This is a genomic window from Geobacillus sp. (genome assembly GCF_017515625.1).
In the GTDB taxonomy this organism is placed as follows: domain Bacteria; phylum Bacillota; class Bacilli; order Bacillales; family Anoxybacillaceae; genus Geobacillus; species Geobacillus stearothermophilus.
Genome location: NZ_JAFWFM010000141.1, coordinates 1 through 12,476, shown reverse-complemented (window position 1 = coordinate 12,476; position 12,476 = coordinate 1). Strand labels below are relative to the sequence as shown.

Genomic DNA, 12,476 nt, shown 5'->3' with positions numbered 1-12,476 from the left:
ATAGAATATGGCTAGAACGGACACCTTCGGAACGAAGGGAAGCGTAAAGGGTTCTTGTGTGTGGCTTACCGTTCAGCGAACACACACAAGTCGCTTGAAGCCCCCACCTCTAAGCGAAGCGTAGGTGGTGGGTAGTTCACTTATGGCCATCGGGCTGAATATGCTCGGTTTGACGAACATTCGCGTGGCGAATTTGCTGCCGAGCATTCTTGTCGTGGCGGCTGCCGTGTGTGTTCTTTCATTCGTCTAATAGACGGCCGCCTCTTCGGCCGAGAGCGGACAAACGACGTCCGTGCAGAGGGAGCGCCTAAACCGGGCGTTCAAGGCGCGCAAAAGAAATCCCCTCTTTAAGAACAACAGCCGGATGAGAGGGGATTTTGCTGTTTACCATAAGGAATGCCGGTCTTTCAGAAGCGGTTGGGTGGCTCGCTCTTTGCGGATGATGTGCCGCTCCGCTTCATAAATGCCGTTGGCGATCGTTTTCGCCATATTCATGACGAGATGAAGACGCGTATTTTGCAAGACGAAAAATTCCATAAACCCGCTCACATTGACGACTCCAGTAATATGGGCGTCGCCGACAGGGGAAAGTTGCTTGTTCACTCCGGCTCCGGGGCGAACCGGCCCTTTCGACACGGTGATGGCCCCGACGCTTTTCAACCGTCCGAGGCAAGCGTCGACAGCGATGATAAACGGATCGCGATGAATCAGCTGAATGGCCCCCACTTTTTCTTCCAAGTTGACCGCATGAATCGGCTCTTCAAGCGTTCCGTATACGTGAAAACGGGCCAATGGCTTCTCCTTCAGTATCGTGCCGACGAGCGGTCCAAGCGAATCGCCGGTCGAACGGTCCGTGCCGATGCAGACGACGGCAATCGGTTGAACGAGCGGATCGGGAAGCAGCGAAGTGATTCGCCAGGCGATGGACGATGCCGCCCCCTGTTCATCATAAAAAACGCGATTCCTTTCTTCCCGGGAAGAGAAAAATATCGACGGTATGCTCATGCGATTCACTCCTACTTTCGGTTCAAAATTATTAACAGTATACGGAAAATAAAAGAATCATATACATCTCGATGTTTGTTTTCTTGTCTTTTCTTTTTCGCCCGTTGCCTGCATTTGACTACAAATCGGCGGTCCATCTTGTTAAAATAAAAGCGCAGAATAGAAAAAGGTTGAGGTGTCGTCAACATTGAATGCGATGGAAAAAACGGTTAACCGGCTGCTCGAGCTGTTGACGAATGAGGAGCTATGGCTTCGAATTGGAACAGGGGCGCTTAAGATTGTTCTTATCCTACTCATATGCGCCGCAGCAGTGAAAGTGTTGAAAATAGCCGTTCATAATATGTTCAAAGTGCGGGAGAAAGCACCGATCCGCATTTCGGAACGGCGAGAGATGACGTTAACGCGGCTGTTAGACAATGTGATTACGTACGTACTATATTTTATTGCGCTGTTGATGATTTTAGATACGTTTGGTGTTCCGGTCAAAGCGTTGTTGGCTGGGGCCGGGGTTGTTGGCCTGGCCGTCGGCTTCGGGGCGCAAAGCTTAGTAAAAGACATCATCACCGGGTTTTTCATCATTTTTGAAGACCAGTTTGCGGTCGGCGATTACGTCCGCATCGGCAATTTTGAAGGGTATGTGGAAGAGATCGGGCTTCGGGTGACGAAAATTAAAAGCTGGACGGGAGAAGTGCATATTTTGCCTAACGGCAGCATTACGCAAGTGACGAACTATTCACTTCACAACAGTTTGGCGGTAGTGGACATCAGCATCTCCTATGAAGAAGATATTGAAGAGGCGGAAAAAGCGATTCGTGAACTGCTGCCGCAGTTGCCGGACAAATACGAGGATATGGTCGCACCGCCGCAGTTGCTTGGCGTGCAAAACTTAGTGAACTCGGAAATGGTGCTTCGTATTACATGCGAAACGAAGCCGATGTGCCATGTCGGTGTGGCAAGAGCCATCCGCAAAGAAGTAAAGATGCTTTTAGACGAACGCGGAATCGAAATGGCATACCCAAGGTTCGTGTTGCATCGGCGAAGCGGAGAGGAGCCGCTTGATGCCAAATGGCAAGGGCAGAAATCATGACAATCATGGAGGTGAGCAGATGGAAGAGAAGGAATTTGGCTTGTATGATATCGTTGAGATGAAAAAGCCGCACCCGTGCGGCACGAACCGTTGGAAAGTGATCCGCTTAGGCGCGGATATCCGCATCAAATGCGAGGGGTGCGCCCACAGCGTTCTGTTGCCGCGCAAAGAGTTTATTCGCAAAATGAAAAAAGTGTTAGTCAGGCATGAAGAATGACAAAAGGGGCTGATCCAAAAGAGCGGTAACGCTCCTATCTGGAGCAGCATGGAAACATAGACCGCCACGAAACATCCGGTAAAGCCAAGGGTTTCAGGAGGGGGTCTCTTTCCCATACTTCGGTTGCATCTCATCAAAAAGGGGCTTTTGCGTCAGCCCGAATACGAATTTAATGAAAGAGGCGTTTGCCTCGGTCAACACTGTTGTTGTCTTTGAACAGTTTATGACTGATACCGCCGCCGCTGCTGATTATGTCCTTCCGGTTGCGGCTTCGTTTGAGGAAGAAGACGTTTATTGTTCGTCAATGTACCATGCGTATTTGAATTACGGGCCGAAGCTCGTCGACCCGCCGGGCGATGCGAAGCCTGATCTTTGGATTTGGACGGAGCTGGCCAAACGGCTTGGCTTTGGCGATGCGTTCGCCTATACGCGCGAGCAGTTTCTCGCCATGGCGCTGCGCCCGTTGGAAACACACGGGATTACGCTCGAGCGGATCAAAGCCGAGCATCGCGTTCTTCTGCCCGTCGAGCCGGTGCCATGGCATGACCGCCGTTTCCAAACGCCAAGCGGCAAATATGAATTCACTTCGAACATTGCCCGGCAAAAAGGAATGGACGGCCGGCTGCAAATCATGTACCCGGCTGAGTCGGAAGAAGCTCATCCGGCATTGGCCGCCAAGTATCCGTACCGGTTGTTGACGATCCATCCGCTCCGTTCCAACCATTCTCAGCATTCCCCTCTCGTTCCGGCGCTGCAAACTGTGCGCATTGAAGCTTGTCATTTTTTGTGCCAGCCCATATAATGAGGGAAGATGCGAACGGGAAAGAGGAGTGGAACGAATGGGATTGACAGCAGGAATCGTCGGGTTGCCAAACGTCGGCAAATCGACGTTGTTTAACGCCATTACAAAAGCAGGTGCCGAATCGGCCAATTATCCGTTTTGCACGATTGAACCGAACGTCGGCGTCGTAGAAGTGCCGGACGAGCGGTTGACCGTCCTGACCGACATGTTTCGGCCGAAGCGGACCGTGCCGACGGTTTTTGAGTTTACCGACATCGCCGGGATCGTGAAAGGAGCAAGCAAAGGGGAAGGGCTTGGAAACAAGTTTTTGTCGCACATTCGCCAAGTTGATGCGATTTGCCAAGTCGTCCGTTGCTTCAGCGATGAAAACATCACCCACGTCGCCGGCAAAGTCGATCCGCTCGCCGATATTGAAACGATCAACTTAGAGCTTATTTTTGCTGACCTGGAGACGGTCGACAAACGAATGGAGCGGGTGGGCAAAATCGCCAAGCAAAAAGACAAAGAGGCGGCGTTTGAATACGAAATTTTGCTGCGGCTGAAAGAGACGCTCGAAGCCGGCAAGCCGGCGCGCACGATCGAGTTTGCCGATGAAGAGATGAAAGTCGTCAAGCAGCTGCACTTGCTGACGACCAAACCGATGCTTTATGTCGCCAATGTCGGCGAGGACGATGTCGCTGATCCGGAGAGCAATCCGTTCGTCGCGGAAGTGCGTGAGTTTGCCAAAAGCGACAATGCGGAAGTGATTGTCGTCTGTGCAAAAATTGAAGAAGAAATCGCCGAGTTCAGCGATGAGGAAAAACAGCAGTTTTTGCAAGAGCTCGGCATTGAACAATCCGGCCTCGATCAGCTCATTCGCGCCGCCTACAGCTTGCTTGGGCTGGCGACGTTTTTTACCGCCGGTGAACAAGAAGTGCGGGCATGGACGTTTCGCAAAGGGATGAAGGCGCCGCAATGCGCCGGTATTATTCACTCTGACTTTGAGCGCGGGTTCATTCGCGCTGAAACCGTTTCATACGACGATTTAGTCGCTGCCGGCTCGATGGCGGCGGCGCGCGAAGCCGGCAAAGTGCGGCTGGAAGGGAAAGATTACGAAGTGCAAGACGGCGACATCATGCACTTCCGGTTCAATGTGTAACGCCATTGTCGACAGAGTCCGCGGCCAAGGGGCGGCAGACTGCGTGAGTTCCATGTGCAATGCCGCGGAGAAAGGAAAATGATTGGCGGCGTGGTGAACTTCCAGTGCTAATTCTGGCGAATGTTTCCGTCATCGGAATGAAGCGGAATAGCCTTGCTTATTGCCGACAGTCATGGTATAATCAACGAATGTGAGTAATGATTATTGCTCCTTGCCCTTCGACGGGAAGGGCCGTTTAGACCAAAAGGAGGTGACGAGCGTGAGAAAATACGAAATCATGTACATCATCCGCCCGAACATGGACGATGAAGCAAGACAAGCTCTCGTCGAGCGGTTTAACAACGTGTTGAAAGAAAACGGTGCGGAGATTACGAATGTGACGGATTGGGGCAAACGCCGTTTAGCCTATGAAATTGAAAAATATCGCGACGGCTACTACATGATTGTCAACGTCACGGCAGAGCCGAAAGCGGTGCAAGAATTTGACCGTTTAGCGCGCATCAGCGAAGACATTATCCGCCATATCGTTGTGAAAGAAGAAGAATAATTTTTTGTATATAGTACGAGGTGGTTCTGATGATTAACCGCGTCATTTTGGTCGGCAGGTTAACGAAAGATCCGGAGTTGCGCTACACTCCAAGCGGAGTGGCTGTTGCCACGTTCACGCTCGCGGTCAACCGCCCGTTTACGAATCAGCAGGGCGAGCGGGAGGCGGATTTTATTCAATGCGTCGTTTGGCGCCGCCAAGCGGAAAACGTCGCCAACTTCTTGAAAAAAGGGAGCTTGGCCGGGGTTGACGGCCGGCTGCAAACCCGCAGCTATGAAAACCAGGAAGGCCGACGCGTGTATGTGACGGAAGTGGTGGCTGACAACGTCCAATTTCTTGAGCCAAAAGGAAGCAATGAGCAGCGTGGGGCAGCAGCAGGCGGATACTATGGGGATCCGTTCCCATTCGGACAAGATCAGAACCACCGTCATTCAAGCGAGAAAGGGGTTGGCCTCCTCGACGAAGATCCTTTTGCCAATGACGGCCAGCCGATTGATATTTCCGACGATGATTTACCGTTTTGAACGATCATGGAAACGATAGAAGCGGAAAGGAGGAACGAAGCATGGCAGGACGGAAAGGCGGTCGTGGCAAACGCCGCAAAGTATGTTATTTCACGGCAAACAACATCACGCACATCGACTACAAAGACGTTGATTTGCTGAAAAAATTCATCTCTGAACGCGGCAAAATTTTACCGCGCCGTGTGACGGGAACGAGCGCGAAATATCAGCGCAAACTGACGGTCGCAATCAAACGGGCGCGCCAAATGGCGCTGTTGCCGTACGTTGCCGATGAGTGAGCTGAAAAAAGCAGTAAGGGGGACCTTACTGCTTTTTCTATTTATGCTGAGTAAACTAGATGGAAAGGAGAACGTTCATTGCGGAAAACGCACGCCCTCACTGAAGCAGCCATCGAACTCGCGCTGTTTGCCGTTTTGTTTTTGATGGCGTTGTACGTGCCGGTGATCGGCTTTGTCGCTGCCCTGTTTTTAGCGCTTCCATTTATGGTGTTTACGATGCGTCACGGGCTTGCCCCTGCCTGGTTGCTGCTCGTTGCGGCTCTCGTTGTCTCCAGCCTTATCGGTTCGTTTTTGTCGCTGCCGATGGCGCTTATGTTTGGCACTGTTGGCATAACGGTCGGCGCGATGTTGGCGAAACAGAAAAACCGCTATCTCATCTGGCTTGTCGGCGCCCTCGTGTTTTTAGCCAACATCGTGCTTGATTACATCATTTCGATTCAATTTTTCCAAGTTGACATGATCCGGGATACGCTTGGTTTAGTGCGCGAGTCGTTTGATACGGCGATGCGCATGATGGAAGCGATGGGCCAAAAGCCGCCAGCTGGGATGCAAAAGCAGCTTGAACAAGGAATCGAACTGATCGGCTACATGGTTCCGACGCTGTTTGTCATCGCTGCGTTGGCGCTCGCCTACGTGACCATCATGGTCTCGCTGCCCATTATGAAGCGGCTGAAGCTCCCGGTCGGCACGTGGCCGCCGTTTCGTGAGCTCTCCTTGCCAAAAAGCGTGCTATGGATATACATCATGGTGCTTGTTCTTTCCATGTTTCCGTTTGCCGAGGGAACTTTCCCTTATATTGCTGTATTGAACCTCTCTTATGTGCTGCAGCTTGCCATGGCAGTACAAGGATTTTCGTTTTTGTATTACGCCGCCTACAAAAAAGGCATTGCGAAAGGCGTGGTGATCGCTGGGACGGTTGTTTGTTTATTCCTGCCTTTTCTACTTTATCTTGTGGCGATATTCGGTATAATTGATTTAGGATTTGATTTGCGCCGCCGCCTATAAATAATTGGATAAGGTGAGCCATTTCTTCAGTGTAGGAGCTGACTTGAATGTCCCATTTTTACGAGAGGAAAGCATACCGCTATCCATCCTATGCGTTAGCCGCCTTGGCGGTGCTCATGGCGGCCGGCCTGTTTTATTTCCACTGGCTGCTTGGGCTGATCGGCTTTCTCACCGTTGGGTTTACGCTTTATTATGTCATTTGGTCACAGCGCTCTTTGTATCAAGAGCTGGGGCAATATATTTCCAACCTGTCGTATCGGGTGAAGAAAGTCGGCGAGGAAGCGCTTATGCAGATGCCGATCGGCATCATGCTCATCGATGAGGAAGGGAAAATCGAATGGTCGAACCGGTTTTTAGCCTCCTGCTTTAAGGAACAGACGTTGGTTGGCCGCTCGCTTGCCGAGCTGTCCGAACCGTTGGCCGCTTTCGTCAAAAAAGGAAAGGCGGACGAGGAGATTATGGAACTGAACGGAAAACAGCTGAAAGTCATCGTCCGCCGCCACGAACGGCTTCTTTACTTTTTCGATGTTACAGAGCATATGGAGCTGAAACGGCAATATGAGGCAGAGCGGTTGGCGATGGCGATCATTTTTCTTGATAATTATGATGAAATTACGCAAGGGATGGACGATCAAGCGAAAAGCCAATTGAACAGCCTTGTAACCTCTGTGTTGAACCGATGGGCGAACGATTACGGCATCTTTTTAAAGCGAACGTCGTCGGATCGATTCATTGCCGTATTGAATGAGCACATATTGACCCGGTTGGAAAAAAGCAAATTTTCTATTTTGGATGAGGTTCGCGAGCAGACGGCCAAACACCAAGCCCAGCTCACGTTGAGCATCGGCATTGGCGCCGGCGTATCCCCACTGCCAGAACTTGGGACGCTTGCGCAATCGAGCTTGGATTTGGCGCTCGGGCGCGGCGGCGATCAAGTAGCGATCAAACACGGAAACGGAAAAGTGAAGTTTTATGGCGGAAAAACGAACCCGATGGAAAAGCGGACACGCGTCCGCGCCCGCGTCATTTCCCATGCGCTTCGCGAGCTCATCGCTGAAAGCGATAGGGTGCTCATTATGGGGCATAAATATCCGGATATGGACGCGCTCGGGGCGGCGATTGGCATTTTAAAGGTCGTTCAATCAAACCAAAAGGAAGGGTTTATTGTTGTTGACCAGGCAAAAACGGATGCAGGTGCGCAACGGCTGCTCGAAGAAATGAGAAAACATGCTGATTTATGGTCGAGATGCATCAAACCGGAGCAGGCGCTTGAGCTCGTGACAGAAGATACGCTGCTCATCGTCGTGGATACGCACCGTCCGTCGCTTGTCGTTGAAGAACGACTGCTGTACCGCATGGATCATATCGTCGTCATCGATCATCATCGTCGCGGCGAAGAGTTTATTGAAGCGCCGATTCTCGTCTACATGGAGCCGTACGCTTCATCGACATCGGAATTGGTCACCGAGCTGCTTGAGTACCAGCCGAAGCGGGTGAAGCTGTCGATGCTGGAGGCGACGGCGCTTCTTGCCGGCATCGTCGTTGACACAAAGAGTTTTACGCTCCGCACCGGTTCCCGCACGTTCGATGCGGCGTCGTATTTGCGCGCCCAAGGAGCGGATACGGTGCTTGTGCAAAAATTGCTGCGGGAAAGCGTAACGAATTACGTCAGACGGGCGAAATTGGTCGAGCGGACGGTGATTGATGAACACGGCATCGCCATCGCCAAGGGGGGCGAGAACGAGGTGCACGATCAAGTGTTGATCGCGCAAACCGCCGATACGCTTCTGACGCTGAGCGGCGTCGCCGCCTCTTTCGTCATTTCCAAGCGGGCAGATGGGACGGTCGGCATCAGCGCCCGCTCGCTTGGCGACATCAACGTGCAAGTCATTATGGAGAAGTTGGGCGGGGGCGGACATTTGACAAATGCTGCCGCCCAACTGTCCGGGGTGACGGTCGGAGAGGCGGAGCGGCAACTGCGGGAAGCCATTCATGACTATTTTGAGGGGGGTAAGCCATCATGAAGGTCATCTTTTTAAAGGATGTCAAAGGAAAAGGGAAAAAAGTGGAAATCAAAAATGTCGCCGACGGCTATGCCAACAACTTCTTATTTAAACAAGGGCTGGCCATTGAAGCGACGCCAGCCAATTTAAAGGCGCTCGAGGCGCAAAAACAAAAAGAGCAGCGCCAGGCGGCCGAGGAGCTGGCGAATGCGAAAAAATTGAAAGAACAGCTTGAGAAGCTGACAGTAACCATTCCAGCAAAGGCAGGCGAAGGCGGCCGTTTGTTCGGCTCGATTACGAGCAAACAAATCGCCGAGTCGCTGCAAGCCCAACACGGCTTGAAGCTCGACAAGCGCAAAATTGAGCTTGCCGATGCCATTCGCGCGCTTGGATACACGAACGTGCCGGTGAAACTCCACCCAGAGGTAACGGCGACGCTGAAAGTGCATGTGACAGAACAAAAATAACGGCGACGTCTCATTTCAGGAAGCGAAGATGCCCCCGCCCGCTGCGGCGGGGCTCCTTTGCTTATTAGCTGCAACAGAGAAAGATACAACGGGGGAAAAGGTGGTGAAACGATGAGCGAGCTGTTTTCAGAACGAATTCCTCCACAAAGCATTGAAGCTGAGCAAGCGGTGCTTGGCGCCGTATTTTTGGATCCCGCTGCGTTAATGCCTGCTTCGGAAATTTTAATCCCAGAGGATTTTTACCGTGCAGCCCATCAAAAAATTTTTCACGCCATGCTTCGCGTCGCCGACAGGGGGGAGCCGGTCGATTTGGTGACGGTGACGGCGGAACTCGCCGCTTCCGAGCAGCTTGAGGAAATCGGCGGCGTCTCCTACTTAAGCGAGCTCGCCGACGCCGTGCCAACAGCGGCCAACGTCGAATATTACGCTCGCATCGTCGAGGAAAAATCGGTGCTGCGCCGCCTCATCCGCACAGCGACATCGATCGCGCAAGACGGATATACAAGGGAAGACGAGATCGACGTTTTGCTTGATGAAGCTGAGCGCAAAATTATGGAGGTTTCCCAACGGAAGCATTCGGGCGCCTTTAAAAATATTAAGGACATTCTCGTGCAAACGTATGACAATATTGAGATGCTCCATAACCGGGATGGGGAAATCACCGGCATCCCGACCGGGTTCACCGAGCTTGACCGGATGACGTCCGGTTTTCAGCGGAGCGATTTGATTATCGTGGCCGCCCGGCCGTCGGTTGGGAAAACAGCGTTCGCCTTAAATATTGCCCAAAATGTAGCGACGAAAACGAATGAAAATGTCGCCATTTTCAGTTTGGAGATGAGCGCCCAGCAGCTGGTGATGCGGATGCTTTGTGCAGAAGGCAACATTAACGCGCAAAACTTGCGCACCGGCAAATTGACGCCGGAAGACTGGGGCAAGCTGACGATGGCGATGGGGAGTTTATCGAACGCCGGCATTTATATCGACGACACGCCGAGCATCCGCGTCAGCGACATTCGCGCCAAATGCCGCCGGCTTAAGCAGGAAAGCGGGCTCGGCATGATTGTCATTGATTATTTGCAGCTCATTCAAGGGAGCGGACGTAGCAAAGAAAATCGCCAACAGGAAGTATCGGAAATTTCCCGCTCGCTGAAGGCGCTCGCCCGCGAGCTTGAAGTGCCGGTCATCGCCTTGTCGCAGCTGTCGCGCAGCGTCGAGCAGCGCCAAGACAAACGGCCGATGATGTCCGATATTCGTGAATCCGGAAGCATTGAGCAAGACGCCGACATTGTCGCCTTTTTGTACCGCGATGACTATTACAACAAAGATTCTGAGAACAAAAACATCATTGAAATCATTATTGCCAAACAGCGCAATGGTCCAGTCGGAACGGTGCAGCTCGCTTTTATTAAAGAGTATAATAAGTTTGTCAACCTAGAGCGCCGCTTCGATGAGGCGCAAATTCCGCCGGGGGCGTAAACCGGCTCACGTTGGCGGCAGGCGCCTCCTTTCGGGTTTAATAGACGAACAAAAAGTTTATAACTGTTTAAAATGTTCGTGTTTCATTGACTTTGCACCGAAAAACTGATACACTGACAATGTTTAGACCGAGGAAACTGGAGGTGCTCGCCATGTCGTCAGTCGTTGTTGTCGGCACGCAATGGGGCGATGAAGGAAAAGGGAAAATTACAGACTTTTTATCGGAAAACGCGGAAGTCATTGCCCGGTACCAGGGAGGGAACAACGCCGGACACACGATCGTGTTTAACGGAGAGCGGTATAAGCTTCACTTAATCCCGTCGGGCATTTTTTATAAAGACAAAATTTGCGTCATCGGCAACGGCATGGTCGTTGATCCGAAAGCGCTTGTCGCCGAGCTTTCCTATTTGCATGAGCGCGGCGTTTCGACCGATAATTTGCGCATCAGCAACCGCGCCCATGTCATTTTGCCGTATCATTTGAAATTGGATGGGCTTGAGGAAGAGCGGAAAGGCACCAATAAAATCGGCACGACGAAAAAAGGAATCGGGCCGGCGTACATGGATAAAGCAGCGCGCATCGGCATCCGCATCATCGATTTGCTCGACCGCGATGTGTTTGCGGAAAAGCTGGCCCGCAACTTGGAAGAGAAAAACATGTTGTTCGAAAAAGTGTACGGTGCCGAAGGGTTCCGCTTCGAGGACATTTTTGAAGAGTATTACGAGTATGGCCAGCAAATCGCAAAATACGTCTGTGATACATCGGTCGTATTGAACAACGCGCTTGATGAAGGACGCCGCGTCCTGTTTGAAGGAGCGCAAGGCGTCATGCTCGATATCGACCAAGGGACGTACCCGTTTGTTACGTCTTCCAACCCGGTGGCCGGCGGGGTGACGATCGGTGCTGGCGTTGGCCCGACGAAAATCAAGCACGTCGTCGGAGTGGCAAAAGCCTATACGACGCGCGTCGGCGATGGGCCGTTCCCGACCGAGCTGCATGATGAAATCGGCGACCGCATTCGTGAAGTGGGCCGCGAATATGGGACGACAACCGGCCGTCCGCGCCGCGTCGGCTGGTTTGACAGCGTCGTCGTTCGCCATGCCCGCCGGGTGAGCGGCATCACCGACTTGTCGCTCAATTCGATTGACGTGTTGACCGGCATTGAAACGTTGAAAATTTGCGTCGCCTACCGATATCGCGGTGAAGTGATCGAGGAGTTTCCAGCCAGCTTAAAAGTTTTGGCGGAATGCGAGCCGATTTACGAAGAGCTGCCGGGCTGGACGGAAGATATCACCGGGGTGAGAAGCTTGGACGAGCTGCCGGCCAATGCCCGCCACTATGTCGAACGCATTTCCCAACTCACCGGCATCCCGCTTTCGATTTTCTCTGTCGGTCCGGACCGCTCGCAAACGAACGTCGTCCGCAGCGTTTATGCATAAGCGGCTAGCGGTGAACACCAAAGCATAGATGCACATGCGTCTATGCTTTTTTCATTCGCGGAGGAAAAGCGGTTCCGTCCGTGGTCGGGGTCATGCGCTTGCGTCTATGCCCTTTTCACTGTATAGATGCAACGAAATCGTTTAACATATCCTTGGCGGAAAAGTGGCTCATCCATTTTTGACTGTCGAAGGCAAGCCATAGGCTTGCCTCCGTCACGCTAAGGCGTGACGGAAGACCGAACAACGACTCGCTTAAAGACCCATTCATGGGTCTTTAAGCGGTGTTGTTCGGTCACTTGACATTCGGATGAAATGACCGGTAAAAACGAAAAATGTTAAAGCTTTAAATTGCATCTATATAGATGCAACGAAGAAGTTTAACATATCCTTGACGGAAAAGCGGTTTGTCCATTTTCGACTGTCGAAGGCAAGCCATAGGCTTGCCCCGTCACGCCAAGGCGTGACGGAAGACCGAACAACCACCTGCT

General features: G+C 52.1%; 12 protein-coding genes and 2 pseudogenes. 13 read left to right on the top strand and 1 reads right to left on the bottom strand.

The window, feature by feature from the left end; translation table 11 throughout:
* Positions 1-130: 130 nt before the first annotated feature.
* Positions 131-250, top strand: a pseudogene (locus IKE44_RS08580) (DUF554 family protein); the annotation flags it as partial.
* Between the two features lie 134 nt (positions 251-384).
* Here IKE44_RS08580 and yyaC read toward each other — a convergent pair.
* Positions 385-1,005: a spore protease YyaC gene (yyaC, locus tag IKE44_RS08575; protein ID WP_033016907.1), complete on the bottom strand. Its 621-nt coding sequence runs from the start codon at positions 1,003-1,005 to the stop codon at positions 385-387.
* A gap of 187 nt (positions 1,006-1,192) precedes the next feature.
* Here yyaC and IKE44_RS08570 point away from each other — a divergent pair, with 187 nt between their 5' ends.
* The 12 genes and pseudogenes from IKE44_RS08570 (at position 1,193) to IKE44_RS08515 (ending at position 11,988) form a co-directional block, all read left to right on the top strand.
* Positions 1,193-2,092, top strand: a complete 900-nt coding sequence (locus IKE44_RS08570) for a mechanosensitive ion channel family protein (protein ID WP_044743675.1) — start codon at positions 1,193-1,195, stop codon at positions 2,090-2,092.
* A gap of 19 nt (positions 2,093-2,111) precedes the next feature.
* Entirely contained in the window at positions 2,112-2,309 is a 198-nt protein-coding gene (locus IKE44_RS08565; RefSeq protein ID WP_033008859.1) for a DUF951 domain-containing protein, read from the top strand.
* A gap of 157 nt (positions 2,310-2,466) precedes the next feature.
* Positions 2,467-3,081, top strand: a pseudogene (locus IKE44_RS08560) (molybdopterin-dependent oxidoreductase); the annotation flags it as partial.
* A gap of 67 nt (positions 3,082-3,148) precedes the next feature.
* Complete coding sequence (gene ychF / locus IKE44_RS08555; RefSeq protein ID WP_033008860.1) at positions 3,149-4,249, top strand: redox-regulated ATPase YchF; 1,101 nt, start codon at positions 3,149-3,151, stop codon at positions 4,247-4,249.
* A gap of 259 nt (positions 4,250-4,508) precedes the next feature.
* The gene (gene rpsF / locus IKE44_RS08550) at positions 4,509-4,796 is read left to right on the top strand and encodes a 30S ribosomal protein S6 (protein ID WP_033008861.1); all 288 of its coding nucleotides are present in this window, start codon (positions 4,509-4,511) and stop codon (positions 4,794-4,796) included.
* A 29-nt stretch (positions 4,797-4,825) separates the two neighbouring features.
* Complete coding sequence (gene ssb, locus IKE44_RS08545) at positions 4,826-5,320, top strand: single-stranded DNA-binding protein (RefSeq protein WP_033016904.1); 495 nt, start codon at positions 4,826-4,828, stop codon at positions 5,318-5,320.
* A 41-nt stretch (positions 5,321-5,361) separates the two neighbouring features.
* Positions 5,362-5,598 carry a 30S ribosomal protein S18 gene (rpsR, locus tag IKE44_RS08540; RefSeq protein ID WP_008880812.1) on the top strand — a complete coding sequence of 79 codons (237 nt, stop codon included), beginning with the start codon at positions 5,362-5,364 and terminating at the stop codon, positions 5,596-5,598.
* A 78-nt stretch (positions 5,599-5,676) separates the two neighbouring features.
* Positions 5,677-6,603, top strand: a complete 927-nt coding sequence (locus tag IKE44_RS08535; protein WP_033016903.1) for a YybS family protein — start codon at positions 5,677-5,679, stop codon at positions 6,601-6,603.
* A 47-nt stretch (positions 6,604-6,650) separates the two neighbouring features.
* Entirely contained in the window at positions 6,651-8,627 is a 1,977-nt protein-coding gene (locus IKE44_RS08530; RefSeq protein WP_049626066.1) for a DHH family phosphoesterase, read from the top strand.
* Complete coding sequence (gene rplI, locus IKE44_RS08525) at positions 8,624-9,073, top strand: 50S ribosomal protein L9 (protein WP_287465627.1); 450 nt, start codon at positions 8,624-8,626, stop codon at positions 9,071-9,073. The genes IKE44_RS08530 and rplI overlap by 4 nt, the downstream gene beginning before the upstream one ends.
* 111 nt (positions 9,074-9,184) lie before the next feature.
* Positions 9,185-10,549 (top strand): replicative DNA helicase, encoded by a 1,365-nt coding sequence (gene dnaB, locus IKE44_RS08520; RefSeq protein WP_049624893.1) that lies wholly within the window; start codon positions 9,185-9,187, stop codon positions 10,547-10,549.
* 152 nt (positions 10,550-10,701) lie between these two features.
* Positions 10,702-11,988 (top strand): adenylosuccinate synthase, encoded by a 1,287-nt coding sequence (locus tag IKE44_RS08515; RefSeq protein ID WP_033016911.1) that lies wholly within the window; start codon positions 10,702-10,704, stop codon positions 11,986-11,988.
* Positions 11,989-12,476: the final 488 nt, after the last annotated feature.